The sequence below is a fragment of the Acidovorax sp. FG48 genome (assembly GCF_057809085.1).
In genome coordinates this window covers 125,871-152,834 of record NZ_JBMDJH010000010.1, presented here as the reverse complement: position 1 = coordinate 152,834, position 26,964 = coordinate 125,871, and the positions used below count along the sequence as shown (strand labels likewise).

The 26,964-nt window shown below is 66.4% G+C and carries 19 protein-coding genes and 1 pseudogene; 12 read left to right on the top strand and 8 right to left on the bottom strand.

Going from position 1 to position 26,964, the window contains the following annotated elements:
- Window positions 1–22: 22 nt before the first annotated feature.
- The 3 genes from ACODSU_RS15725 to ACODSU_RS15715 are packed head-to-tail and all read right to left on the bottom strand — an operon-like array spanning window position 23 to window position 3,890.
- Complete coding sequence (locus ACODSU_RS15725; protein WP_488843035.1) at window positions 23–2,359, bottom strand: putative bifunctional diguanylate cyclase/phosphodiesterase; 2,337 nt, start codon at window positions 2,357–2,359, stop codon at window positions 23–25.
- Window positions 2,356–3,000: a methylamine utilization protein gene (locus ACODSU_RS15720; RefSeq protein WP_488843033.1), complete on the bottom strand. Its 645-nt coding sequence runs from the start codon at window positions 2,998–3,000 to the stop codon at window positions 2,356–2,358. The genes ACODSU_RS15725 and ACODSU_RS15720 overlap by 4 nt, the downstream gene beginning before the upstream one ends.
- Window positions 2,997–3,890 carry a DUF4394 domain-containing protein gene (locus ACODSU_RS15715; RefSeq protein WP_488843031.1) on the bottom strand — a complete coding sequence of 298 codons (894 nt, stop codon included), beginning with the start codon at window positions 3,888–3,890 and terminating at the stop codon, window positions 2,997–2,999. Before ACODSU_RS15715 ends, ACODSU_RS15720 begins: the two co-directional genes overlap by 4 nt.
- Before the next feature lie 403 nt (window positions 3,891–4,293).
- Here ACODSU_RS15715 and ACODSU_RS15710 point away from each other — a divergent pair, with 403 nt between their 5' ends.
- Window positions 4,294–6,009 (top strand): methyl-accepting chemotaxis protein, encoded by a 1,716-nt coding sequence (locus ACODSU_RS15710; RefSeq protein WP_488843030.1) that lies wholly within the window; start codon window positions 4,294–4,296, stop codon window positions 6,007–6,009.
- 49 nt (window positions 6,010–6,058) lie between these two features.
- Here the strand turns inward: ACODSU_RS15710 and ACODSU_RS15705 are convergent, their stop codons facing one another.
- The gene (locus tag ACODSU_RS15705) at window positions 6,059–6,784 is read right to left on the bottom strand and encodes a Crp/Fnr family transcriptional regulator (RefSeq protein ID WP_015012356.1); all 726 of its coding nucleotides are present in this window, start codon (window positions 6,782–6,784) and stop codon (window positions 6,059–6,061) included.
- Window positions 6,785–6,949: 165 nt separating this feature from the next.
- Between ACODSU_RS15705 and ACODSU_RS15700 the strand changes: the two genes are divergently transcribed.
- Window positions 6,950–8,161: an ABC transporter substrate-binding protein gene (locus ACODSU_RS15700; RefSeq protein WP_476016244.1), complete on the top strand. Its 1,212-nt coding sequence runs from the start codon at window positions 6,950–6,952 to the stop codon at window positions 8,159–8,161.
- 133 nt (window positions 8,162–8,294) lie between these two features.
- On the opposite strand, the gene ACODSU_RS15695 is transcribed toward ACODSU_RS15700, so the two are convergent.
- A complete protein-coding gene (locus tag ACODSU_RS15695; protein WP_110961602.1) occupies window positions 8,295–9,104 on the bottom strand; it encodes a general secretion pathway protein GspB in 810 nt (269 codons plus the stop codon).
- A gap of 5 nt (window positions 9,105–9,109) precedes the next feature.
- A complete protein-coding gene (locus ACODSU_RS15690) occupies window positions 9,110–10,891 on the bottom strand; it encodes an ExeA family protein (RefSeq protein ID WP_488843027.1) in 1,782 nt (593 codons plus the stop codon).
- Between the two features lie 181 nt (window positions 10,892–11,072).
- On the opposite strand from ACODSU_RS15690, the gene ACODSU_RS15685 reads away from it, so the two are divergent.
- The 9 genes from ACODSU_RS15685 to ACODSU_RS15645 all read left to right on the top strand — a co-directional run bounded on the left by ACODSU_RS15685 (window position 11,073) and on the right by ACODSU_RS15645 (window position 22,671).
- Complete coding sequence (locus ACODSU_RS15685) at window positions 11,073–13,019, top strand: AMP-dependent synthetase/ligase (RefSeq protein ID WP_476016247.1); 1,947 nt, start codon at window positions 11,073–11,075, stop codon at window positions 13,017–13,019.
- Between the two features lie 35 nt (window positions 13,020–13,054).
- Window positions 13,055–13,840, top strand: coding sequence for an ABC transporter ATP-binding protein (locus ACODSU_RS15680; protein WP_015012351.1), 786 nt, complete (start codon window positions 13,055–13,057; stop codon window positions 13,838–13,840).
- A gap of 15 nt (window positions 13,841–13,855) precedes the next feature.
- Window positions 13,856–14,785 carry a branched-chain amino acid ABC transporter permease gene (locus ACODSU_RS15675; protein WP_488843025.1) on the top strand — a complete coding sequence of 310 codons (930 nt, stop codon included), beginning with the start codon at window positions 13,856–13,858 and terminating at the stop codon, window positions 14,783–14,785.
- Between the two features lie 118 nt (window positions 14,786–14,903).
- Window positions 14,904–15,980, top strand: coding sequence for a branched-chain amino acid ABC transporter permease (locus ACODSU_RS15670; RefSeq protein ID WP_488843023.1), 1,077 nt, complete (start codon window positions 14,904–14,906; stop codon window positions 15,978–15,980).
- A 126-nt stretch (window positions 15,981–16,106) separates the two neighbouring features.
- Complete coding sequence (locus tag ACODSU_RS15665; protein ID WP_060985054.1) at window positions 16,107–17,435, top strand: ABC transporter substrate-binding protein; 1,329 nt, start codon at window positions 16,107–16,109, stop codon at window positions 17,433–17,435.
- Between the two features lie 227 nt (window positions 17,436–17,662).
- On the top strand, window positions 17,663–18,475 hold the full coding sequence (locus ACODSU_RS15660) for an ABC transporter ATP-binding protein (protein WP_488843020.1): 813 nt from the start codon (window positions 17,663–17,665) through the stop codon (window positions 18,473–18,475).
- Between the two features lie 228 nt (window positions 18,476–18,703).
- Entirely contained in the window at window positions 18,704–19,951 is a 1,248-nt protein-coding gene (locus ACODSU_RS15655) for a phenylacetate--CoA ligase family protein (protein ID WP_488804525.1), read from the top strand.
- A gap of 391 nt (window positions 19,952–20,342) precedes the next feature.
- Window positions 20,343–21,329, top strand: a complete 987-nt coding sequence (locus ACODSU_RS15650; protein WP_060985056.1) for a tripartite tricarboxylate transporter substrate-binding protein — start codon at window positions 20,343–20,345, stop codon at window positions 21,327–21,329.
- A gap of 346 nt (window positions 21,330–21,675) precedes the next feature.
- On the top strand, window positions 21,676–22,671 hold the full coding sequence (locus ACODSU_RS15645) for a Bug family tripartite tricarboxylate transporter substrate binding protein (RefSeq protein WP_488843090.1): 996 nt from the start codon (window positions 21,676–21,678) through the stop codon (window positions 22,669–22,671).
- Window positions 22,672–22,813: 142 nt separating this feature from the next.
- Here ACODSU_RS15645 and ACODSU_RS15640 read toward each other — a convergent pair whose 3' ends face one another.
- Window positions 22,814–23,128, bottom strand: a complete 315-nt coding sequence (locus ACODSU_RS15640; protein ID WP_488843089.1) for a DUF1840 domain-containing protein — start codon at window positions 23,126–23,128, stop codon at window positions 22,814–22,816.
- A 69-nt stretch (window positions 23,129–23,197) separates the two neighbouring features.
- Window positions 23,198–24,460: pseudogene (locus tag ACODSU_RS15635) on the bottom strand (class I SAM-dependent methyltransferase); the annotation flags it as partial.
- Between the two features lie 140 nt (window positions 24,461–24,600).
- Between ACODSU_RS15635 and ACODSU_RS15630 the strand changes: the two are divergent.
- Window positions 24,601–26,958, top strand: a complete 2,358-nt coding sequence (locus ACODSU_RS15630; protein WP_488843018.1) for a bifunctional salicylyl-CoA 5-hydroxylase/oxidoreductase — start codon at window positions 24,601–24,603, stop codon at window positions 26,956–26,958.
- Window positions 26,959–26,964 lie beyond the last annotated feature (6 nt).

The following is a 26,964-nucleotide window of genomic DNA, read 5'->3' as shown; positions in this document are numbered from 1 at the left end:
AGAGGCGGCGGCCTGCTGCCAGCTACTCCTGGCGCGCCTGCCAGGCGAGGAAATCATCCACCGGCAGGGGCCGCGCGATGTGGTACCCCTGCGCCTCGTCGCAGGCCAGCGCACGCAGGCGATCCTGGATGGCGGCAGTCTCCACGCCTTCGGCCACCACCGTGAGCCCCAGGTTGTGCGCGAGGTCGATGGTCGAGCGCACGATCATCGCGTCGTCCTCACCCGTTTCCATGCCCATCACAAACGATTTGTCGATCTTGAGTTCATCGACCGGCAGGCGCTTGAGGTAGGCTAGCGACGAATACCCCGTGCCGAAATCGTCGATGGACAGCTTGAAGCCCTGCTCCGACAGGCGGTTGAGCATGGCCTCGGCGCGCTGGGGGTCGTCCATGATCGCGCTTTCGGTGATCTCCAGGCAGAAGGCACTGGCTGGCACCCCATGGCGCACCAGTATGTCGGCCAGCCGGTGGCTCAGCTCGGGGTCGAGCAGGTCGCGCGTTGAGAGGTTGACCGACACCCTGAGCGGCAGGCCCTGGGTGCGTGGGTCGGCCAGCAGGCGCGCTACTTCTTCAAACATCCACAGCGTGAGGTGGCGCACAAACCCGGTCTGCTCGGCAAACGGGATGAACTGCATGGGCGGCACCAGACCGCGCTGCGGGTGCTGCCAGCGCACCAGCGCCTCGGCCGCCAGGCCCGGCTGCCCGTGCAGGGGCACCTTGGGCTGCAGGTACAGACGCAGCTCATGGTGTTCCACGGCGTGGCGCAGCTCGGTCAGCAGCGACAGGGTCTGCGCGCTGGACGAGTCAAACGCCGCGTCGTACTGCAGGGCCCCGCTGAGTTGGCGCTTGGCGGCGTACATGGCAATTTCAGAACGGCTGAGCAGCGTGTCAGCATCCCCCGCATCGCCCGGCCAGCAGGCAAAGCCGATGCCAGCGCTCAGGTCCACCGTCTGGTCCTCGAAGGCCAGCGGTAACTCGAACGACTGGTTGATGCGCTGGGCCACGTCGTGCGCGTCCGCCGCATCGGCGCGCTGCAGCAGGATGGCGAACTCATTGCCGCCCAGGCGCGCCACCATATCGTCGGGCGAGCGCACCTGCTGGCTCAGGCGCTCGGCCACGGCCTGCAGCAGGCGATCGCCAAAGGCATAGCCCAGCACATCGTTCACATGCTTGAAGCGGTCCAGGTCCAGCGTGAGCACGGCCAGGGGCTGCGGCGTGCTGGCACTGGCGGCAATGGCCTGCACCACGGCGTCGCGAAACCGCTCCCGGTTGGGCAGGCCCGTCAGGCGGTCCCAGTAGGCCAGGCGGCGGATCTCGGTCTGCTGGGCGCCAATGTCCACGCGCATGTGGTCGAACGAGCGCGCCAGGTTGCCGATCTCGTCCGTGCGGTCGGTGTGCTCCAGCGGTACGTCGTATTCACCACGCGACAGCCGCTGCGTGGCCGCCAGCAAGGAGCGCAGCGGCGTGGCGAGCCGTTGCGCCACCAGGCCCGTACCCACGGCAAACAGCAGCACACCTGCCACGGTGATGATGGCCAGCAGCACCTGCAGCTGCCGGTAGGGGGCTACCACCTCGTCCACCGACCGCAGCAGCAGCGAGTGCACCTCGCCCCCCACGCTGTCGAGCGGGCTGGAGCGCGCCAGCAAGGTGCCCTCGGCGGTCTGCAGCTCGCCCGCCGCGCCGCCGCTGGCCAGCAGCAAGGCCTGTGCATCCGCAGGCAGGGTGCTGACCGGCAGGGTCATGGCGCCCCCGGGGGCTTTCACCATCAAGGCCACATGCACCGACAGGAGCTGGCGCATTTCGTCGGCACGCGACTGGTCGATGCGAAAGCCCATCAACACCCAGCCAATGACCACCGGCGCCCGCATGGGCACCATCACGAACTGGTAGGGAATGCCGTCCATCACCGCGATCTGGCTGCCCTGGGGCTGCTGCGCGAGGCGCGGCACCACCTGCTGCAGCGTGGCCGGAAACTGGTCCATGCTGCCCGTGAGGCTGACCGCACGCAGCGTGAGGTCGGTCCCCAGCAGCGCCGTCACGGCCGCGCCGATGCGGCTGCCGTGGTTCTCCAGCACCGACTGGATGGTTTCCTCGTCGCCCGAGTTGACCGCCGAACGAAACCCGTAGTCCGCCGCCAGCAGGGCCGAGCCCTGGCGCAGTTGCTCCGCGTTCTGGTCCAGCAGGCGGCGCCAGATGTTTTCATCCAGGTCGAGGGCGCGCGCGATCTGGGCACGTGCGTTGCGGTCGATGGAGGCCCGCACCACAGCAAACCCCGCCGCCTGCACGATGAGCAGCAGCAGCAACGACAACCCCACCAACCGCAGGATCAGGCTGCGCCGGGCCAGGCGCAGCCGGGTCAAGGCTGCAACCCCGTCATGCGCACCGACGCCGTGGCCATTCCCGTGGCAGGCACGGTCAGTGCCTGCTCCAGGGCCGGGGCGCCCACCGGCAGGCGGGCGTGCCAGGTGCGCAGCGTATAGGTGCCGGGCGGCACGTTGTCGAGTTGCGCCTTGCCCGTGGCCGCGGGGGTGCGGGCGTAGTACGGTGTGTCCACAACCAGCACCCAGCCCACCATCTGGTCGTGGATGTTGCAGCCCAGCGTGACCACGCCAGACTTGTCAAACAGCACGGGGTTGGACGGCGTGCCGCTGTAGAGCTTGAGCTCGAACTTCTTGGCGGGCGAGAACGAGTACACGTGGTGCCGCACGGTGTCGTGGTTGGGAAACCGCACCTCGGTGCCCACCGGCACCACCAGCACACCGGGCACGAACTGCCGCTTCTCCTGCGCCATCTCCACGCCAGCGAGCGGCTTGACCTGCTTGCGGGCCTCGGCCGAATCCAGAAAGACCACGGCATCGGCCAGCGGCTTGCCCGCAGCGTCGGACACATCGACCTGCACCGTTCCCGCCTGCGCGCCGCCAGCCAGCAGTACCAGCGCAGCAAGCGCTGCCCACCGGGCCAACCTGGCGGGCTGCAGCGTCGGCGGGCCGGCCGGCCTCATGGTTCGATCGCCAGGCCCACCAGGGGCGCGCCATCGCCCACCACGCCCAGAGGGCGGGTGGCGCCAGTGGCCAGGTCCACCTGGTGCAGGCGGGTCTGGGTGTCGGCGGCTGTGCGCACGGCAATGAGGGCGGTGTTGCCCACGTCGGCAATGTCAAAGCTCACATCCGTGAGCGGCCCGAGCCCCAGCGGGCCCACGGTGCGCAGCTGCCCGGCGTTGGGCGACACCACCGGCTGGGTGCCCTCGCGCGAGCCCTGCATCACCAGCACGCCCAGCGCGCGGTCGATCGCGTAGTTGGTGGTGATCTTGCTGTCGTTGGGGTTGTAGGTATAGGCAGCACCGGCAATGTCGGGCCTGCGGCGCGCGTTCACATCGCCCCAGGCGTAGCGCAGGCTGGGATCAGGCTGCACACCTTCGACGGTGGCATCGCCATCGACCACCGCCCCGGTGTCGGGGTGCAGGCGCAGGTTCTGGCCCGTGTTGGACACCACCCGGATGCGATCGGCCGCAGGGTTGAAGTCAAAGCCGAACACCGTGCCCTGAAGCGCCAGCGCAGCAGGCGCGGGCCCGACAGGGCGCAGCGCACCGGTGGGGATGTCGAGCGTGTACAGACGGCCCGCTTGCGAAAGCGCATAGAGCACGCCCTTGGCCACGCGGAAGTCGATGCCCACCAGCCGCTCGCCGGGCGCCAGGCCCGTCACCGGGCGCCGCTCCAGGATGCGCTCGGGCTGCACGGCCTGGAAGGTAATGAGCTCATGCGAGGCCGTCACGGCCACCAGGGTTTCGCGCAAACCGGTGTCGGGCCGGGGTGCCGCACAGCCGGCCAGCACGGCCAAGGCCATCGCAGCAACCGCCGCACGCAGCGTGGAGGAGGGAAAAAACGGATGCATGGGACGCCTCGCAAGTGTTACAGGTTTATACCTGATCGGCTGCACTCGCGGCGGGGACAAGGGCAAACCCCGAGCCTCCACACACTATGTTTTTAATAGCGCCCAAGGCATGAATTATTTGCGCCCATAGCGTTTTTACCAATGATTTCACTGGCATCTTCTGTTGCACTTTGACGCCAGTGCACCAAGGCTGTGCACCGCTGCATTTGTAACAAAACGGCTATGCAGATCGGGCATGGGAGCATCCTCAACACTCATGACACATTTTGTTGTTATTGCCTACACTGCACCGACCTCGGCCCCACCCATCGGGCGCCATGGGGCCGGCGGGCACCGTTATTGCTTTTGCACCAAAGCCCCCGCTTGATCACCCTTTGATCTTTTTCGATACCCAAGGACCCCCATGTCGGCTGCTTCCACCCTCAAATCCCTGTCGATCTCCAGCCGGTTGAGCCTGGGGTTTGGCTGCATGCTGGTGCTGCTGGTGGCCGTGGCAGCGGTGGGGCAGCTGTCCGTGGGCAAGGTGCACGATCAGATGACCCAGATCACCGGCGTGGGCGCCAACAAGGCCAAGCTGGTCAACGGCATGCTGGAGAGCGTGAGCGCCATCGGCATCCAGAGCCGCTCTGCCGCCGTGCTCAACGACATCGACCCCAAGCAGGCGCGCGAGCAGATCGTGGCCGTGGGCAAGACGCTCAAGGAATACGCCGCGCAAGAAGCCGCTCTGTCCGAGCTGCTCACGCCCGCCAAGGCCACCCCTGCAGAGCTCAAGCTGCTGGGCGAGGTGCAGGCCCTGGGCGGCAAGACCCGCCCCGAACTCGACAGCGCCATCAAGGCCGCTGACGACGGCGACACCGTGAGCGCCACGCTGGCGCTGATGACCCGCGTGGCCCCCGCAGAAACCGCCTGGCGCGCCAAGCTGCGCGAGCTGATCGAGCTGCAAAACACCCTGAATGCTGAAGCCACGGCCTCGGCAGAACAAACCCAGAGCAGCGCCCGCGTGGTGGGCGGGCTGCTGGTGCTGCTGGCCATTGGCCTGGGCGCGCTGATCGCCTGGCGCATCACAGCCAGCATCACCGCCCCCATTGGCCGAGCGGTGGTGGTGGCCGAGCGCATTGCGCGCGGCGACCTCACCTCGCAGGTCGAAGTGCGCATTCACGACGAAACCGGCCGACTGCTCGAAGCCATTGCCGCCATGCAGGAGCGCCTGCGCACCCTGGTGGGCGAAATCGGGCAGACCGCCGACTCCATCCTGGTCGCCAGCTCCGAGGTGGCCTCGGGCAACCTGGACCTGAGCCAGCGCACCGAACAGACGTCGCACAACCTGCAAAGCGCGGCCAGCTCGCTGGTGGACCTGACCGGCACGGTGTCGCAAAGCGCCGACTCGGCCCGTCAGGCCAACCAGCTCGCGTCCACCGCGTCCGATGCAGCCACACGCGGCGGCGAAGTGGTGGGCCAGGTGGTGCGCACCATGGACACCATCAGCGCCAGCTCGCGCAAGATCGCCGACATCATCAGCGTGATCGATGGCATCGCGTTCCAGACCAACATCCTGGCGCTGAACGCCGCCGTGGAGGCCGCCCGCGCCGGCGAGCAGGGCCGGGGCTTTGCGGTGGTGGCGGGCGAGGTGCGCAACCTAGCGGGCCGCTCGGCCCAGGCGGCGCGCGAGATCAAGGCCCTGATCGGCACCAGCGTGGACCAGGTGCAGGAAGGCAGCACACTCGTCAACCACGCCGGCAAGACCATTGAAGAACTGGTGCAGTCGGTGCGCCGCGTGTCCGACATCATGGGTGAGATCACGGCCGCCACGCAGGAGCAAAGCCAGCGCATCGGCCATGTGAGCCAGTCGGTGGGTGCGCTGGAAGAAATGACCCAGCAGAACGCCGCACTGGTGGAAGAAGGCGCGGCCGCTGCCGACAGCCTCAAGGACCAGGCCGGGCGCCTGACGCAGATGGTGGGCACCTTCCGCCTCTCGCGCAACGACGGCGGCGACGAAGACAGCTGGGGTACCGCCAGCCCCGCCGCAGCACCGGCGGCGGTGCCGGCGCCCACACGCACCACAGCCCCACGCCCACTGGCCTCGGCCCCGTCACGCGCTCCTGCACTGCCGCGCAGCTGACGGGACTCTCCCACGGGCGTACGCTCCCAGAGGGAAAGCGCACAGCGCCTCAGGGGGCGGTCACGCTGGACCGCAGCGCGGCCAGGTCCAGCACGCGCAGGCCGCCGTACTCCACACGAATGGCGCCTTGCGCCTCCAGCGCAGAAAGCGCCTCGTTCACCCGCTGGCGTGACAGCCCCACCAGGTAGGCCAGCTCTTGCTGCGTGATGCGCAGCACCTCGCCCACGCCCGGGTACAGCACCGGGTTGAACAGCGAGGCGAGGCTACGGGCCACGCGCACATCGGGATTGTTCAGGCGGTCGATTTCGCGGGCTGCGATGAACTGGCCCAGGCGCTCGTTCAGCTGGTTCATAACGAAGCGGTTGAAGCCGATGGAGTGGTCCAGCAGCCAGTGAAAGCTGTCGATGGGCAGCCCCGCCACCACGCTCTTGCGCAGGGCCTGGATGTTGTAGCGGTAGGGCTCGCGTTTGATGGTCGTGCCCTCGCCAAACCATCCGCCGGGCGGCAGGCCTGCATAGGTCATGGTCTGCCCCTGGGCGTTGTCGGTGCTCATCTTGAGCAGGCCCTCCACCACACCAAACCAGTAGGTCACCGGGCGCCCGACGCGGCACACATAGTCGCCCGGTTTGGCATCCCCCACCAGCAGCGAGGCCACCGCGCGCTCCCGCTCGGCGGGCAGCAGCAGGGGGAGCCAGGGAATGCCTTCCAGCTCCTGCGGCGTGGGCGAACGGCGCCGCTGGTGCAGCGACAAGTCCTGGTGGGTGCGTGGGTCCATGGCGCAAAGGTTCTCACGAAAAAGGGCGCCCCGCAGCCGCCTGGGCATGCGGGAATACCACGACCCCAATTGTCGTCAGACCGACAAAAAAATGCCAATCGTGACGGGATGATGTCGCCTCGCGCCCCTGCCACCTACGGAGGGCGCCCCGAGGAGACCAGCACCATGACCCAACCATCTTCCACCACCGCACGCCCCCTCCACCCCGCGCCCGCCGCGCCGCGCCCCCTGGCCCGCCGCCAGGTGCTGGCTGCCGCGGCCGCCACCGCAGCGGCCGTAGGCCTGCCCGGGCTGGGCTGGAGCGGCGCGGCCCGCGCGCAGGAGGGCGCGATCAAGATCGCACAATCCACCGCCCTCACCGGCCCGCTGGGCGATCTGGGCTCGGCCATGCACCAGGGCGCCAAGGCCGCGTTTGCGGGCATCAATGCGCGCGGCGGCGTGCACGGCAAGGCCATCGAACTCGTCACCCAGGACGACACCTACGACGTGCCCAAGGCACTGGCCAATGTGGAGCAGTTTCTGGCCGACCCCGGGTACTTTGCGCTGTTCAACTGCATGGGCACGCCGATGATCGACGCCATGCTGCCCAAGGTGATCGAGAGTGGTATCCCGTTTTTTGCGCCCTTCACCGGCGCGCAGCTCAGCCGCACCAAGAACGCTCGCAACGTGTTCAACATCCGCGCCAGCTATGCCGACGAGGCCGAGAAGCTGGTGCAGCACCTGTCCACCATAGGCATCCAGCGCATTGGCATCGTCTACCAGAACAACTCGTTCGGCAAAGAGGTGTTCAACGCCGCCAAGCAGTCGATGGACCGGCTCAAGCTGCCCGAGGCCGTCACGGTGACAGTCGAGAACAATGCCTCGGACGCGGGCAGCGCCGCCGCCAAGCTGGCGGGCGGCAACCTGGAGGCCATCGTGATTGGCCTCGCAGGCAAGCCCACGCTGGAGTTTGTGAAGGCGTTCCGCGCGCTCAAGCGGGGCGTGACGCTGTATGCGCTGTCGGTCATGGGCACCCCGGCCACCGTCAAGGCACTGGGTGCGGACGCCACGGGCATGGCGATTTCGCAGGTGGTGCCCCTGCCCTCCAACGTGGTGATGCCCGTGGTGCGCGAGTTCCAGGCCGCCTGGAAGGCCTCGGGCGCCACGGCCGAGCCTTCGCATCTGGCGCTGGAGGGCTACATCAACGCCCGCGTGTTTGCCGAGGCCTTGCAGCGCGCAGGCCGCAACCCCACCCGCGCAGCCTTCATCGACGCCACCTGGAACCTGAAAAAGTGGGACCTGGGCGGGTTCGAGATCAGCGCCAGCACCCCGGACCGCAACGCCTCGCGCTTTGTCGAACTCACGCTGGTGGGACGCGATGGGCGGTTCTTGCGATAGCCCGAAGGGCCCGCCGCTGGCACGCTGATGACAGGGGCGCGCTGCGGCGGGGCCGCCCATGCAATTGCTATAAATCAGATAGCTATCAGCGCATATTGCACTAGCGCTACCGGCCGATTTCGCCCAAATACTGCTATTGCGACGCCAGCCCGTACCGGTAGCCCTTGAACGACCAGATGGTGCGGCCGGGCTCGATCTTCTCCAGCAACAGGCCCGGCCCGGCCGGGTCTCCTTCGTGCAGCACCTGGCCGTTGACGATGGCCATGCGGTACACCGGGTTGCTGGAATAGGTGACCCCAGAAATCTTGAGTGACGGCAGCTGCGCCCGCACGGCCTCGGGCAGATCGGCTTGCGCAAACACGGTGCCGGTCGCGGCCGGGGATGCAGCAGGAGCGGGGTTGGCCAAGGCTACGTCTGCAGCACGCGGCGCGGGGGCTGCGGACGTGCGCTCGCGCGGGGCGGGCGCAGCAGGGCGCGGCCGCTCGGGGTCGGCGGCAGGGGAACGCGGCGCTACGGAGGGGCTGGGCGCGGGCGCGGGCGCAGGCCGCTCCCGCTGCGGTGCCGCCGCGCGCGGCGCGGGTGCCGGAGGGGGCGTTACCGCTGGCGCCACGGCAGGGGCCGGTTCCGGGGAGGCCACGGCAGCGGGTGGCGCCGTGGACGCTACCGCCGGCATGGACGGAGCCACGGCCGCAGGAGTAGCAGGCGCTGCAGCCACCACGACGGCACCCGCAGGCACCGGCCGCTGCAAGACCCACCAGGTGCCGCCAGCCGCTACGGCGGCCACAGCAACCACCGCCACAGCCACCAGCACCGGGCTGATGAATGACCGCCCGGCCACCGGCACGGCACCCGGCACAGGCACCGCCGGGGTATGGATGCCGGGCACGGCGCCACGGCCCCGTTCGGCTTCTGCGCGCCGCAGCGCGTCAAGGATGTAAGACACTGGGTTCAGCCTCCGGTGCGCAAGCGCGGTTCGCTCACGCCGTTGACACGGTTGAGCAGCATGAGGGTCAAGGGCCCCGCCCGGCCGTCCGGGGTCACCCCCTGGGCCAGCTGGAAGCGCTGGATGCGTGCCTGGCGCTGGGCCGGCGTGGTCGTACGGCCCGCAGCCGGTGCGCCAACGCGCGAGCCACCGGCCGCAGTCGTCGCCAGCTGCTGGTCCAGCCAGGCGGCGCCGGCAGCGGTCTCCGCCAGGTCGCCCTTGTCGGGCATGTCGGGCGGCGTGCGCCACAGCGTGGCCATGTCGCCACGCCACACCTGCGCCAGCTCGGCCACCGGCACGCGCACCGCACGGCCCGCGCCTTCGAGCGTGGCCATGTCGCCGTCCAGACGGCGCAGCACGGCCGAGACGGCCACATCGCCCTCTTCGGACGGAAACAGCGTGAGCAGCACCGGGCGATCGATCTGCCGCACCAGGTTCAGGCCCGCGCGGCGGTTGCGGTAGCAACGCAGGCCGTCGCGCGGCAAGGTGGCGCAGGCATCGGCCCCGTCGGCCACGCTGGCCCCCCAGGCCGAGGCCAGCGCCTGCCAGGCCGCGTTGTCGCTGGCGGGCAGTGCGGCCACAAACTGCTGCAGGTCCGACATGGCCACCGGCGCCGCGACGCGCGGGGCCGAAGCCCCTGCCGCGGGCGCCGTGGGTGTTGTAACCGCTGCAGTGCTGGCAGCACTGCTGGGCGGGGTACTGGGCGGGGTACTGGACGGGGCGCTGGATGGCGCGCTGGCAGATGTTTGGCTGGCCGTGGCGCCCGCAGGCGCGGTGGATGACACGACGCCCTGCCGAGACCATTGCGGCCAGGTCCCCAGTGCCCAGCCGCCCGCCACCAGCGCGGCACCCGCCGCCACACCCAGGCCGGCCACCGCCCAGCGGGGCCACTGGCCCCGGGCGCTGCGCGCTGCAGCGGCCGACGCGGGTGCATCAAACACCTCAGCCGCCGCACGCTGGACGATGCGGGCACTGACCTCGCGCACCCCGGCCGCGTAGGCGCCCAGCAGCGCCCGGTCGCACAGCAGGTTGATGCGCCGGGGAATGCCGCGCGACAGCGCATGCACCCGCCGCAGGGCGCTGCGACTGAAGGGCAGCGGCCCTTGCAGGCCCGCCACGGCCAGGCGGTGGGCGATGTATTGCTGGGTTTCCTGCGCGCTCAGCGCATCGAGGTGAAAGCGCGCAATCACGCGCTGGGCCAGTTGCTCCAGCGCAGGCCTGGCGACCATGGTGCGCAGCTCGGGCTGGCCGATGAGGATGATCTGCAGCAGCTTGCGCTCGCTGGTTTCCAGGTTGGTCAAGAGGCGCAGCTGCTCCAGCACATCGGCCGACAGGTTCTGCGCCTCGTCAATGATGAGCACGGTGTTGCGCCCGGCGCCATGCGCCGCGAGCAGCGATGCATTGAGCGGGTCGATGTAATCCTTGACCGTTTCCACCCCGGCCACCGAGGGCTGGTGCGGCACACCAAACTCATCGCAGATGGAGCGCAGCAGCTCGCCCACCGTGAGCTTGGGGTTGAAGATGTAGGCCACGTTGCAGTGCGACGGGATCTGCTCCAGAAAGCAGCGGCACACCGTGGTCTTGCCCGCACCCACCTCGCCCGTCAGCAGCACAAAACCGCCGCCCGCATCCAGGCCGTACAGCAGGTGCGCCAGCGCCTCGCGGTGCCGCTCGCTCATGAACAGGTAGCGGGGGTCGGGGGCGATGGAGAACGGCGGGTGCTGAAGGCCGAAGAACGGGGCGTACATGCCCCGGAGGATACCGCCCGCCCGTGGGCAGGGTTTTACCCACCCAGGAGTTACCCCTAAATTGTCGTCGGCAAGACAAGATGGCGTCAAAGTGGGTCCTAGCATTCCCCCATCGCGCAATCACAAGCTTGCGCGCCCGGCAGTCACCGGGCTGACACCTTCTCACTTTCAGGAACCTGCAATGTTGACCACGTTCCCGCAACTGCTGCTCAAGCACGCCGCCGAGCGCCCCGAGGCCCCGGCCCTGCGCGAAAAAGAATATGGCATCTGGCAAACCCACAGCTGGGCAGACCTGGTGCGCCTGGTGGAACAGGTGGCCGCCGGCCTGCACCTGGCGGGCCTGAAGCGCCACGAGCACATGGTGGTGGTGGGAGCCAACCGCCCCCGCCTGTACGCCACCATGCTGGCCGCGCAGTCGCTGGGCGCCATCCCCGTGCCGCTGTACCAGGATGCGGTGGCAGCCGAATGCATCTTCCCGCTGAACAACGCCGAGGTGCGCTTCTGCCTGGTGGAAGACCAGGAGCAGGTGGACAAGCTGCTCGAAATCCGCGAGCAGTGCCCGCAGATTTCCAACATCTACTTTGACGACCCGCGCGGCCTGCGCAACTATTCGGAGCCCGGCCTGGCCTCGCTGGACGCCCTGATCGAATCTGGCAAGGCCTTTGCGGCAAAGAACCCCGGCTGGTTCAAGGCCGAGGTGGCCAAGGCCCAGCCCGGCGACGTGGCCGCGATGTTCTTCACCTCGGGCACCACGGGCAATCCCAAGGGCGTGGTGCACACCCACAGCACGCTGCTGGACCGCGCCAGCGCTGGCGCCGAATTTGACAAGCTCACCAGCAGCGAAGAGGTGCTGGCCTACCTGCCGCCCGCCTGGATCGGCCAGAACATCTTCAGCTATGCGCAGTGGCTGGCCTGCGGTTACGTGGTCAACTGCCCCGAGTCGGCCAGCACCGTGACCATCGACCTCAAGGAAGTGGGCCCCACCTACTACTTTGCACCGCCGCGCATTTTTGAAGGCCTGCTGACCAGCGTGATGATCCGCATGGAAGACGCGGGCGCCTTGAAGCGCAAGATGTTCGAGGCCTGCATGCGCGTAGCCAAGCGCGTGGGCCCGGCCCTCATGGACGGCGAACCCGTGGGGACGCTGGACCGCATCAAGTACGCGCTGGGCAACGTGCTGGTGTACGGCCCGCTGCGCAACAACCTGGGTTTCAGCCGCGTGCGCGTGGCCTACACGGCGGGCGAGGCCATTGGCCCGGACCTGTTCACCTTCTACCGCTCCATCGGTATCAACCTCAAGCAGCTGTACGGCTCCACCGAGACCGCCGTGTTCGTGTGCCTGCAGCCCGACAACCAGGCCCGCGCCGACACGGTGGGCGTGCCGATTCGTGGCGTGCAGATCAAGGTGGCCGACAACGGCGAGATCATGGTCAAGTCGGCCGGGTTGCTCAAGGAGTACTACAAGAACCCCACAGCCACGGCCGAGGTGCTGACGGCGGACGGCTGGTACCACACCAGCGACGCAGGCTTTCTGGACGCGCACGGCCACCTCAAGATCATCGACCGCGTGAAGGACGTGGGCCGCATCATGGGTGGTGCCAACGACGGTGCCATGTTTGCGCCCAAGTACGTGGAGAACAAGCTCAAGTTCTTCCCACACATCAAGGAAGTGGTGGCCCTGGGCGACAAGCGCGAGAAGGTGTGCGTGATGGTCAACATCGACTTCGACGCCGTGGGCAACTGGGCCGAGCGCCGCAACTTGCCCTACGCCGGCTACACCGACCTGGCGCAAAAGCCCGAGGTCTACGAGCTGATCCGCGAATGCATCGAGAAGGTGAACGCCGACCTGGCGGGCGACAGCATGCTGGCTGGTAGCCAAGTGAGCCGCTTCCTGGTGCTGCACAAGGAGCTGGACGCCGACGACGGCGAACTCACCCGCACCAACAAGGTCCGTCGGGGCTTCATTGCCGACAAGTACGGCGTGCTCGTCGATGCGCTGTATGCCGGCCGCACCGAGCAGTACATCGAGACCCAGGTCAAGTTCGAGGACGGCCGCACCGGCAGCGTGAGCGCCACGCTCAAGATCTCGGACGCCAAGACCTTCACACCCGTCAAGACCGCCGCATGAAACCCGCGCTCTACCCGCTGGAGAAGCCCCCCACCATGACCACCAAAAAGATCGGCGACGTCATCCTCGACGTCAAGAACATCAGCCTCCGGTTTGGCGGGGTGAAGGCACTCACCGACATCTCTTTCAATGTGAAGGAGCACGAGATCCGCGCCATCATCGGCCCCAATGGTGCGGGCAAAAGCTCCATGCTCAACTGCATCAACGGCGTGTACACACCGTCCGAAGGCTCCATCACCTTCCGGGGCAAGACCTTTGACCACATGAACTCCCGCCAAGTGGCAGAGATGGGCGTGGCGCGCACGTTCCAGAACCTGGCGCTGTTCAAGGGCATGAGCGTGATCGACAACATCATGACCGGCCGCAACCTCAAGATCAAAAGCAACCTGCTGATGCAGGCGCTGCGCATCGGCCCGGCCGAGCGCGAGGAAATCCGCCACCGCGAATACGTCGAACACATCATCGACTTCCTCGAAATCCAGGCCTATCGCAAGACCCCCGTGGGCCAGCTGCCCTACGGCCTGCAAAAGCGCGTGGACCTGGGCCGGGCCCTGGCCATGGAGCCGCAGGTGCTGCTGCTCGATGAACCCATGGCCGGCATGAACGTGGAAGAGAAGCAGGACATGTGCCGCTTCATCCTGGACGTGAACGACGAGTTCGGCACCACCATCGTGCTCATCGAGCACGACATGGGCGTGGTGATGGACATCAGCGACCGCGTGGTGGTGCTGGACTACGGCAAGAAGATCGGCGACGGCACGCCCGACGAAGTGCGCAGCAACGAAGACGTGATCAGTGCCTACCTCGGCACCTCGCACTGATCAGGAGACGACAACATGGCATTCTTTCTCGAAACACTGATCGGCGGCCTCATGGCCGGCATGCTGTATTCGCTGGTGGCGCTGGGCTTTGTGCTGATCTACAAGGCTTCGGGCGTGTTCAACTTTGCGCAGGGCGCCATGGTGCTGTTCGCAGCCCTGGCCATGGCCCGCTTCGCCGAATGGATTCCGCAGTGGACCGGCATCACGAACCCCATCGTGGCCAACGTGGCGGCCTTTGTGATTGCCGGCGCCATCATGTTTGTGGTGGCCTGGCTGATTGAGAAGCTGGTGCTGCGCCATCTGGTGAATCAGGAGGGCGCCACGCTGCTCATGGCCACGCTGGGCATCACCTACTTCATGGAAGGCCTGGGCCAGACGCTGTTCGGCAGCAACATCTACAAGATCGACGTGGGCATGCCCAAGGACCCGATCTTTGCGCTGGAGTCCATGTTCCAGGGCGGCATTCTGATCAACAAGGAAGACGTCATTGCCGCTGCCATCGCCGCCGCGCTGGTGGCCCTGCTGTCGGTGTTCTTCCAGAAGACCTCCACCGGCCGCGCCCTGCGCGCCGTGGCCGACGACCACCAGGCGGCCCAGTCCATCGGCATTCCACTCAACCGCATCTGGGTGATCGTGTGGTGCGTGGCGGGTGTCGTGGCCCTGGTGGCGGGGATGATCTGGGGCAGCAAGCTGGGCGTGCAGTTCTCGCTCACCACGGTGGCTCTGCGTGCACTGCCGGTGGTGATCCTGGGCGGCCTGACTTCGGTGCCCGGCGCCATCATCGGCGGGCTGATCATCGGCGTGGGCGAGAAGCTGTCGGAGGTGTACCTGGGCCCCTACGTGGGCGGGGGCATCGAGATCTGGTTTGCGTATGTGCTGGCGTTGGTGTTCCTGCTGTTCAGGCCGCAGGGGTTGTTTGGCGAAAAAATCATTGATCGCGTGTGAAACACGTGATCCGCCCGGAGGGTGCTTCGCGCAGCGAAGAATGATTTTTCGGCGGAGGGCACGCAGTGCCCGTAGCCAAAAGATCACCACCCCGAAGGTTCACAAGGAGAAATAAAACATGCTCTACCGCGAAAACGGCCAGTTCAAGACCAGCTACCGCGCCGACCAGCAGATCTTCCCGATCGCGCAGGACCGGCTTGCCTTCGGCATCATCCTGGCCATCGCCTTCATCGCCGTGCCCATGCTGGCCAGCGACTACATCTTCCGCGCCATCCTGATCCCCTTCGTCATCATGGCGCTGGCAGCCCTGGGGGTGAACATCCTCGTGGGCTACTGCGGCCAGATCTCGCTGGGTTCGGGCGCCTTCATGGCCGTAGGGGCCTATGGAGCCTACAACTTCTTCGTGCGCTTTCCGGGCATGCCGCTGATTCCGGCGCTCATCCTGGGCGGGCTGTGCGCCACGTTCTTTGGCATCCTGTTCGGGCTGCCCAGTCTGCGCGTCAAGGGCCTGTACCTGGCGGTGGCGACGCTGGCCGCGCAGTTCTTCAGCGACTGGATGTTCCTGCGCATCAAGTGGTTCACCAACAACTCCGACTCGGGCTCGGTGTCGGTCACCAACCTGCAGGTGCTGGGCATGCCCATCGAAAGCGCCACCAGCAAATACCTCTTCTGCCTGGCCATCCTGGTGGTGGTGGCCCTGCTGGCCAAGAACCTGGTGCGCGGCGCGATTGGCCGCGAGTGGATGGCCATCCGCGACATGGACGTGGCAGCAGCCGTCATCGGCATCCGCCCCATGTACGCCAAGCTCAGCGCGTTTGCCGTCAGCTCCTTCATCGTGGGCATGGCCGGTGCGCTGTGGGCCTTTGTGCACCTGGGCGCGTGGGAGCCTGCGGCGTTCTCGGTGGAAGTGTCCTTCCGACTGCTGTTCATGGTGATCATCGGCGGGCTGGGCTCCATCATGGGCGGCTTCTTTGGCGCGGCCTTCATCGTGGTGCTGCCCATCGTGCTCAACCAGTTCCTGCCCGCCTTCATGGGACTCTTTGGCATCGAGGTGTCCACGGCGGGCGTGTCGCATGCCGAGCTGATGATCTTCGGTGCGCTGATCGTGTGGTTCCTGATCGTGGAGCCCCATGGCCTGGCCAAGCTCTGGTCCACCGCCAAGCAGAAGCTGCGCCTGTGGCCCTTCCCGCACTGATCAGACCGCGCTGCAGGAAACCCCTTACTCGCAAGTCCCGATACGAGCCTGTTGCATTGCCGCGTTAACTGTCTGTCTGTCGTGTTTTTTCCCGTGCTTCAACACATTCATCCAAAGGAGACATCCATGAAGCTTTCGAAAATCGTGATCGCCGCTGCGGTGGTTGCTGCCGGTGCCTCGTCCATCGCGACGAGCGCCTTCGCACAAGCCAAGGAGCAGTTCTTCCCGCTGCTGTCGTACCGCACGGGCCCCTACGCACCGAACGGTGTGCCATGGGCCAACGGCAAGCAGGACTACATCAAGATGATCAACGCCCGCGACGGCGGCATCAACGGTGTGAAGCTCACTTTTGAAGAATGCGAAACGGGCTACGCCACCGACCGTGGCGTGGAGTGCTACGAGCGCCTGAAGAGCCGCCCCGGCGTCTCGCTGTTCGACCCCCAGGCCACCGGCATCACCTTTGCGCTGACCGAAAAAGCCCCCGTGGACAAGATCCCGCTGATGACGCTGGGCTACGGCCTGTCGGTGGCGCAGGACGGCCAGGCGTTCAAGTGGAACTTCCCGTTCATGGGCAGCTACTGGACCGGCGCTGACATCCTGATCCAGCACATCGGCAAGGCCAATGGCGGCCTGGACAAGCTCAAGGGCAAGAAGATCGCGCTGGTGTACCACGACAGCCCCTTCGGCAAGGAGCCCATCCCGCTGCTGCAAGAGCGCGCCAAGATGCACGGCTTTGAGCTGCAGATGCTGCCCGTGACCGCCCCCGGCGTGGAACAAAAAGCCACCTGGCTGCAAGTGCGCCAGAGCCGTCCCGACTACGTGCTGCTGTGGGGCTGGGGCGTGATGAACTCCACCGCGCTGAAGGAAGCCCAAGCCACGGGCTACCCCCGCGACAAGATGTACGGCGTGTGGTGGGCCGGTGCCGAGCCCGATGTGCGTGACGTGGGCGAAGGTGCCAAAGGCTACAACGCACTGGCGCTGAACACCTCGGGCCAGCAGCCCAAGGTGATCCAGGACATCCTGAAGCACGTGCACGACAAGGGCCAGGGCACGGGTCCCAAGGACGAAGTGGGCTCGGTGCTGTACACGCGCGGCGTGATCATCCAGATGCTGGCCGTCGAGTCGGTGCGCCGCGCCCAGGAGCGTTTTGGCAAGGGCAAGGTCATGACCGGCGAGCAAGTGCGCTGGGGCATGGAAAACCTGGCCCTGGACCAGAAGAAGCTGGACGCGCTGGGCTTTGGCGGCGTGATGCGTCCGCTGTCCACCAGCTGCGCCGACCACATGGGCTCCACCTGGGCGCGCGTGCACACCTGGGACGGCAGCAAGTGGAACTTCTCGTCCGACTGGTACCAGGCCGATGAGCAGATCCTGAAGCCCATGGTCAAGGCCGGTGCGGACAAGTATTTGGCCGACAAGAAGATGACGCGCCGCGACGCAGCGGACTGCCAGAGCTAAGTACATCCCCCTGAGCGGCTTTGCCGCTTCCCCCTTCTCTCTTAGCGCTTCGCGCTGCGGGAAGGGGGACGCCACCAGCGCGGCGGGACGGCCCTTGCACGGTGGCACTGGTATTTCAGGTTGCGACCGTTTCAACGGCCAGTGATTCGCGGTTGCGCTCTCGGGAGCAGCCGCCAATCCAAAGGGTTGACCCACAACCTTTTGGATTGGTACAGGAAGGCAAGACCATGGACTCCAACAGCAACATCGTTCTCAACGTCAACGGCATCGAAGTCATTTACAACCACGTGATCCTGGTGCTCAAGGGCGTCTCGCTGCAGGTGCGCGAGGGCAGCATCGTGGCCATCCTGGGGGGCAACGGGGCGGGCAAAACGACGACTCTGCGCGCCATCTCCAACCTGCTGCAGGGCGAGCGGGGTGAGGTGACCAAGGGCAGTATTGAGCTGCGTGGCGAGCGCATCGAGAACCTCTCGCCCGCCGACCTGGTGCAGCGCGGTGTGGTGCAGGTGATGGAGGGACGTCACTGCTTTGCCCACCTGACCATTGAAGAGAACCTGATGACGGGCAGCTACACCCGCACCAGCAAGGCCGAGATCACGGCCAACCTAGAGAAGGTCTACAACTACTTCCCGCGCCTCAAGACGCGCCGCACCTCGCAGGCCGCCTACACATCGGGCGGCGAGCAGCAGATGTGCGCCATCGGCCGCGCGCTCATGGCCAACCCCAGCATGGTGCTGCTCGATGAACCCTCCATGGGCCTCGCGCCGCAGATCGTGGAGGAGGTGTTCAACATCGTGAAGGACCTGAACACCAAGGAGAAGGTCACCTTCCTGCTGGCCGAGCAGAACACGAACATGGCCCTCAAATATTCGGACTACGGCTACATCATGGAAAGCGGCCGCGTGGTGATGGACGGCGCTGCGAGCGACCTGGCCAACAACGAGGACGTCAAGGAGTTCTACCTGGGCGTGGGCGGCGGCGAGCGCAAGAGTTTCAAGGATGTCAAAAGCTACAAGCGGCGCAAGCGCTGGCTGGCCTGACATGCCCCCTGTGGCGCTGCGCGCCTTCCCCCTCAGGGGGAGGCACCCGGCGGTCTGGCAAAGCCAGTTCCACGGGTGCGCTGGCCTTCGGCAGCGCGGGCGACCAGGGCCGTAATCCTTTTCAGACGCTGAACGAATTCACTCTTAATTTCATAGCTGCTTGCGCTTTATGGATAAGCGCTAGAGGCTGATTTCATTCAAAACCACCTTCTCACAAGGAACCCAGGCATGAGCACGTTCTATGACGCCCTGGAAACGCGCAGCCCCGCCGAGCGCGAAGCGGCCTTGATGGCGGCGCTGCCGCAGCAGATCGCCCATGCCCAGAAGGCGTCGCCCGCCTTTGCCAGCATCCTGGCGGGCGTGGATGCATCGACCGTCACCAGCCGCGCGGCGCTGGCGCAACTGCCCGTCACGCGCAAGTACGAGCTGCTGGAGCGGCAGCAGGCGGGCCGCGCGGCCAATGTGTTTGGTGGCTTCAGCGCGCTGAACTTCGGGCCCGGCATGACCCGCGTGTTCGCCAGCCCCGGCACCATCTACGAGCCCGAGGGCACGCGGCGTGACTACTGGCGCATGGCGCGCGCGATCCACGCGGCGGGCTTTCGCAGCGGAGAGCTGATCCACAACAGCTTCAGCTACCACTTTGTGCCTGCAGGTTCGATGATGGAGACCGGCGCCCACGCGCTGGGCTGCACCGTGTTCCCCGGCGGCACCGGCCAGACCGAGCAGCAGGTGCAGGCCATGGCCGAGCTGAAACCGGCGGGCTACATCGGCACGCCCAGCTTTCTGAAAATCATTGTCGAGAAGGCCGCCGAGATGGGCGTGGCCCTGCCCACCGTCACCAAAGCGCTGGTGTCGGGCGAGGCGTTTCCGCCCTCGCTGCGCGACTGGTTTGCCGAGCGCGGCATCGCGGGCTACCAGTGCTATGCCACGGCAGACCTGGGCCTGATTGCCTATGAAACCTCGGCACGCGAAGGCCTGGTGCTGGACGAAGGCGTGATTGTCGAGATCGTGCGTCCCGGCACCGGCGACCCGGTGCCCGAGGGCGAGGTGGGCGAGCTGGTCATCACCACGCTCAACCCCGACTATCCGCTGGTCCGCTTTGGCACCGGCGACCTGTCCGCCGTGCTGCCAGGCCAGTGCCCCACCGGTCGCACCAACACCCGCATCAAGGGCTGGATGGGCCGGGCCGACCAGACGACCAAGGTGCGTGGCATGTTTGTGCACCCTGGGCAGATCGCCACCATTGCGCGTCGCTTTCCGCAGGTTCAGCGCGCCCGGCTTGTGGTCAGCGGCGAAATGGCCAATGACCAGATGGTGCTGCAGGTCGAAACCACCGAGACCGCCGAGGGCCTGGCCCACCAGCTCGGCGACGCGATCCGCGAAGTGACCAAGCTGCGCGGCGAGGTGCAGATGGTGCCGCCCGGCACACTGCCCAACGATGGCAAGGTGATCGAAGACGCACGCAGCTACAAATAGCTCTTTCAGCAGTTGCGCCCGCCTGCCAGTGCGCACGCGCGCAATGGCAGGCGACCTGGGCGCCTGTTGAAGATCTCGCTGCGCAAGCCAAGGCGCCACGCTGGACTGCGAAGGCGGAGTGCGTGCGGCATGCAAAAGATGTGTATGCACATCAATCGATCAGACAGGGCATCCGGCCTTGCGACAGCGCAAAACAAGGCCATTTCGCACACGGGGGCACCGCAGTGTTTACCCTAACATTTGCTATTCATTAAATAGCATTCAAGACAATAAATACCAGCGCTACCGGGCCATTTGGCTTAAAGACCATGCGGCCTGTGTGCTACGTACTATCCGCAATGTTGGCAGAAATGCCCCTCGCTATCATGGCCCGTCATTTACAGGAGCACCCATGAAAACAATGCTGAAACTCGCCCTCGTCGCTGCCGCTGCAGTGCTTGCCTTTGGCGCCCACGCGCAGGACTTCCCCGCCAAGGACAAGACGGTCACCATCGTGGTGCCCTTCGCCGCCGGTGGCCCCACCGACCGCGTGGCCCGCGACCTGGCCGAAGCGCTGCGCAAGCCTTTGGGCGCCACCGTGGTGGTGGACAACACCGCCGGTGCCGGCAGCTCCATTGGCGCCGCCCGCGTGGCCCGTGCAACGCCCGATGGCTACACACTGCTGCTCAACCACATCGGCATGTCCACCATGCCCGCGCTGTACCGCAAGCTGTCGTTCAGCGTGCCCAACGACTTTGAATACCTGGGCATGGTCAACGAAGTGCCCATGACGCTGATAGCTCGCCCCACCATGCCAGCCAACAACTTCAAGGAGTTGACGGCCTGGATTCAGCAGAACAAGGGCAAGATCAACCTGGGCAACGCCGGCCTGGGCGCTGCCTCGCACCTGTGCGGCCTGATGTTCAAGGCAGCGCTGCAGACCGATATGACCGATGTGCCCTACAAAGGCACGGCCCCTGCCATCACCGACCTGATCGGCGGCCAGATCGACCTGCTGTGCGACCAGACCACCAACACCACCAGCCAGATCGAAGGCAAGAAGGTCAAGGCCTATGCCGTGACCACCTCCAAGCGCCTGACCACCCCTGCGCTCAAAGACCTTCCCACCCTGGCGGAATCGGGTCTGAAGGACTTCAACGTGAGCATCTGGCACGGCCTGTACGCCCCCAAGGGCACACCCGCCGATGTGCAAAAGAAGATCAACGAAGCGCTCAAGGCCGCTCTGAAGGACCCAGAGTTCATCAAGAAGCAGGAAGCCCTGGGCGCCGTGGTCATCACCGACAAACGCATTGAAGGCCCTGAGCACAAGAAGTTCGTGGCCGCTGAGATCGACAAGTGGGGCGCCGTCATCAAGGCCGCAGGCACCTACGCGGACTGATCCTCTCGCACCCGGTAGGGCTCTAAACGCTGCCCTGCCAGCACCTCCCCAAAGCCGCCACGTCGCACGACGTGTTGCGGCTTTTTTCATGGGCGCGGGTGGGCTGTTGAACGGACCGTGCGCGCGATATTGCGGGCTGCAGATGCCCTGCGCCACCAGGATTGGGGTTATCCATCTGCCCCCACTGCGCCAACGCGCGTAGAACCCCAGCAGACCTTTCTCTTCTCCCCGACATCAAGGATTGATCTCCATGGCACGCACTCCCCTCCACGCACCCACTCGCTCATCCGGCTCATCGGATGCCGCAACCGCTGCGCATCCACTCCACGCGCGCCGTCGCCAGGTGATGGCCCTGGCCGCCAGCACCGTTGCGCTAGCCTGCGCGGCGGCGCTGCTGCCCACCATGGCGCGCGCCCAGGGCGCATGGCCCACCAAGCCGGTACGCATCGTCGTGCCCTTTGCGCCCGGTGGCACCACCGACATCCTGGCCCGCGCCATGGCGCCCGAGCTGTCCAAAGCGTTCGGGCAGCAGTTCATCGTTGACAATCGAGCAGGCGCGGGTGGCAACGTGGGTGCAGAGTTGGTGGCCAAGTCGCCCGGCGACGGCTACACCCTGCTGATGGGCACCGTGGGCACCCACGGCATCAACCGCGCGCTGTACGCCAAGCTGCCCTACGACCCCATCAAGGACTTTGTGCCCATCACCCTGGTAGCCGCCGTACCCAACGTGATGGTGATGAACGCCGACAAGGCCAAGGCCCAGGGCATTCACAACGTGCAGGACTTCATCCGCGTGGCCAAGGCCAACCCCGGTAAGATGAACATGGCCTCCAGCGGCAACGGCACGTCGATCCACCTGGCTGGCGAGCTGTTCAAGAGCATGACCGGCACCTTCATGCTGCACCTGCCCTACCGGGGCTCCGGCCCCGCACTGATGGACATGGTGGCGGGCAACGCGGACGTGATGTTCGACAACCTGCCCTCGTCCATGGCGCAGATCAAGGCCGGCAAACTCACCGCGCTGGCCGTGACCAGCTCCGAGCGCTCGGGCGCCCTGCCCGATGTGCCCACGGTGGAGCAGGCGGGCGGCCCCACGCTCAAGGGCTACGAGGCCAGCTCCTGGTTCGGCCTGCTGGCCCCAGCGGGTACACCCCCCGACATCGTGAACCGCATTCAGCAGGAAGTCGCCAAGTCACTGGCCACCCCTGCTATGAAGGAGCGGCTGCTGGCCCAGGGTGCGATCCCCGGCGGCAACACGCCCACAGAATTTGCCAAGCACATCGACAACGAACACAAGAAGTGGGCGCAGGTGGTGAAGACGTCTGGCGCCAAGGTGGACTGACGGCAGACACTACTGCAACGGCGAAGATCGCAGCGTGGCCTGCGACGGATTGCTGCGGGTGAGTGGATGGGACTGGCAACGCACCTTCCTTGGGAAGTGCGCATTGCGCTTTGAGCGATTTGCGAACCCGCCTGCCCTCAGGTCATACGCCCCACACCACGTCCACATCTGCCGCCGCACTGCGCTTGAGCATCTCGATGAAGGGCGCTGCGCGTTGGCGCAGGCGCACCACGTCGTGGCGCTCCTCAGCGGCGGATTCATCGTTTTCCTGGGCTTCGGGCTGGGCTTCGTCGGCGATGACGGCGGCTTCCAGCGCAGCAATGGCGGCAGGGATTTGCGCAGCGGTCACGATGCCGCTGCTGCCAGGGGTCTTGCCGATGATGGTCACGATCTGGCGCCCCTGGGGTTCGAGCATGATGAGGTCGGCAGTGGCACGGGATTTGAACTTGTAGAGCATGGTCAAAGGCCTGTCAGAAAGGTTGTCAGAGAGGGTTTTAGAGAGAGTTTCAAAGCGGGTCTTACGGGCCGCGTACATATGGTCGCGGGTGAAGGGATAACTCGATTGTGCGCCGGGTACAGCGCCCTTGGCGGTATCGCCATCCGGCTTGATGGCCAGCATCTGGTGCAGCGCCATCCAGCCCCGTTCAAAGCCGAGGGCGCTGCCCGCGAGATACAAGCGGTAGGCACGCAAGACCTTATCCGACTGCTCCGCGCCCGCTTGTGCAGCCAGCACCCCACGGGCTGCCGGCAATCGGGCTTCGAGGCCATCGGACCATGCCCACAGCGTGCGCGCGTAGTGCGGGCGCAGGTTCTCGGTATCCACCATCTCCAGGCCCGCGCGGGCCAGGTCCTGCAGCACCGTGCTCACATGCAGGAGCTCACCGCCCGGGAAGATGTACTGCTCGATGAAGTCGCCCATGCCGGCGCCCAACTGCGCGTTGTCGACGCCCCCGGCGGTGATGCCATGGTTCAGCGCCAGCCCTCCCGGGCGCAGCAGGCGCGCCACGGTGTTGAAGTAGCGGCCCATCTGCGCACGCCCCACGTGCTCGAACATGCCCACCGAGGCGATCTTGTCAAAGGGCTGGTCCACGTGCAACTCGCGATAGTCCACCAACTGCACGCGCACCCGTCCCTCTAGCCCTCGCTCGTGGATGAGCCGCTGCACATGCGCATGCTGGTTGCGCGACAACGTGATGCCGGTTGCGTCCACCCCGTAATGTTCGGCCGCCCACAGCAGCAGGCCGCCCCAGCCCGCCCCAATGTCCAGGAACCGGTCGCCCGGCTGCAGCTGCAGCTTGCGGCAGATGTGGTCGAGCTTGGCCTCCTGCGCCTGGGCCAGGGTAAGTTCGGGTGACCGGTAGTAGGCGCACGAATACACGCGGCGCGGGTCCAGCCACAGCGCATAGAAGTCATCCGACAGGTCGTAGTGGAACTGCACCTGCCGCGCGTCATGCGCCAGCGTGTGTGCTGCCATGGACCGCGCGCGCCCCAGCACCCTGCGCCACCAGCCATGGTGCTGGTCGCGTGCGGGGTCGCGCGTCAGCAGGCCTGTGGCTGCTGCCATCAGATCACGCATGCCGCCCTCCAGCGCCACGCGGCCCTCGACGATGGCGGCCCCGACATGACCGATATCGCCAGAGGCCAGCGCGACCAGCGCCATGCGGTCCCGAAAGCGCAGCACCACCGCCGGGTCGGGCGCGCCCAGGTGCTGACCCGCCGGCAGCTCCACCGCCATGGGCACCGGCAGGGTCGCCAGCCGCCCCTCCAGGGTATGCAGCAAGTGCGTCATGCCAAGGATTCTTGAAGTCATGCTGCAGCGCGTCAACACGCAGCCCGGCTTTTCAGAGTCTGTCCTACAGCGGCGGCACGCTCTGGCGGCAGGGAGCAACCCCATTGACAGCATTTTGTTTAGGTCTAAACTATTTTGACATGAACATCCTCTGCATTGGCGGCGGGCCCGCCGGTCTCTATTTCGCCCTGCTGATGAAGCAGCAGAACCCCGCCCACCGCATCACGGTGGTCGAGCGCAACCGACCGTTCGACACCTTCGGCTGGGGCGTGGTGCTGTCCGACCAGACGCTGGCCAACCTGCAGGCCGCCGACGCGCCCACGGCCGCGCTCATCGGCGATGCGTTCAACCACTGGGACGACATCGAGGTGTTTTTCAAGGGCCGCAGCGTGCGCTCCACCGGCCACGGCTTTTGCGGCATTGGCCGCAAGCGGCTGCTCAACATCCTGCAGGACCGGTGCCTGGCGCTGGGCGTGGAGCTGGTGTTCGAGACCGACGTGGCCGACGACCAGGCGCTCGCCGCGCAGTACCACGCCGACCTGGTCATCGCCAGCGACGGCCTCAACAGCCGCATCCGCACCCGCTACGCCAGCGTCTACCAACCCGACATCGATCTGCGCCAGTGCCGCTTCGTGTGGCTGGGCACCAAGAAGAAGTTCGACGCTTTCACCTTCGCGTTCGAACAGACCGAGCACGGCTGGTTCCAGGCGCACGCCTACCAGTTCGACGCCGACACCTCCACCTTCATCGTCGAAACGCCCGAGGCCGTGTGGAAGGCCCACGGCCTGGACCAGATGGAGCAGCCCGAGGCGATTGCGTTTTGCGAAAAGCTCTTCGCGAAGTACCTGGACGGCAACGCCCTCATCAGCAACGCCACCCACCTGCGCGGCTCGGCCAACTGGATTCGCTTTCCACGCGTGATCTGCAACACCTGGGTGCACCGCGAGAGCGTTGGGGGCAAGCAGGTGCCCATCGTGCTGATGGGCGACGCCGCGCACACGGCGCATTTCTCCATCGGCAGCGGCACCAAGCTGGCGCTGGAAGATGCCATCGACCTGGCCAATGAGTTTGCGACCGGCTTGCCCATCGATGAGGTGCTGCAGCACTACGAGGCGCGCCGCAGCGTGGAGGTGCTCAAGATCCAGAACGCCGCACGCAACAGCACCGAATGGTTTGAAAACGTGGCGCGCTACACCGGCATGCCCATCGAGCAGTTCACGTATTCGCTGCTCACGCGCAGCCAGCGCATCAGCCACGAGAACCTGCGGCTGCGCGATGCGGCGTGGCTGGAGGGTTACGAGGCCTGGCTCGCACGCGGCAAGGCGGCGATTCCGCCCATGCTCACGCCCTTCACGCTCAAGGGCCTCACGCTCAAGAACCGCATCGTTGTCTCGCCCATGGCCACCTACAGCGCGGTCGAGGGCGTGCCGCAGGACTTCCACCTGGTGCATCTGGGCGCGCGCGCGCTGGGCGGCGCCGCCCTGGTGATGGTCGAGATGACCAGCCCCACGCCCGAAGGCCGCATCACACCCGCCTGCCCGGGGCTGTGGAACGATGCCCAGCAAGCCGCCTTCGCGCGCATCGTGAACTTTGTGCACGGCAGCAGCACAGCCAAGATCGGCCTGCAGCTGGGCCACAGCGGCCCCAAGGGCTCCACGCGCGTGGGCTGGGAAGGCACGGACGAGCCGCTGGAGACGGGCAACTGGCCGCTGCTGGCCGCCAGCCCCATCGCCTATGGTGCACAGAACCAGACACCTGCCGCCATGACCCGCGCCGACATGGACCGCGTGACCGCCGCGTTTGTGGACAGCGCCCGCCGGGCCGTGGCCTGCGGCTTTGACTGGCTGGAGTTGCACTGCGCGCACGGCTACCTGCTGGCCAGCTTCCTCAGCCCCGCTACCAACCAGCGCACCGATGAATACGGCGGCAGCCTGGAGAACCGCTGCCGCTACCCGCTGGAAGTGTTCACCGCGCTGCGCGCCGTGTGGCCCGCCGACAAGCCGCTCTCCGTGCGCATCTCGGCGCACGACTGGCTGCAGGAAGGCCAAGGCAACACCGCCGACGACGCCATTGCCATCGCGCGCCTGTTCAAGGCCGCTGGCGCGGACCTGATCGACGTGTCCTCAGGCCAGACCACGCGCAACTCCCGCCCGGTGTACGGCCGCATGTACCAGACGCCGTTTGCCGACCGCATCCGCAACGAGGTGGGGATTGCCACCATGGCCGTGGGCGCAATCACCGAGGCCGACCATGCCAACAGCATCATCGCCGCTGGTCGCGCAGATTTGTGCGCCATCGCCCGCCCCCACCTGGCCGACCCGGCCTGGACGCTGCATGCCGCCGCGCAACTGAGCCCGGTGGCCGCTGCGCACACCGACTGGCCGGTGCAGTACCACAGCGGTCGCGACCAGATGCTGCGCGAGATTGCCAAGCAAAAGCAGATGGCTGCGCTGGCCGCACCGGCGCAGGAATCCAGCAAACCCGCAGCCATCGAGTAAACCCCC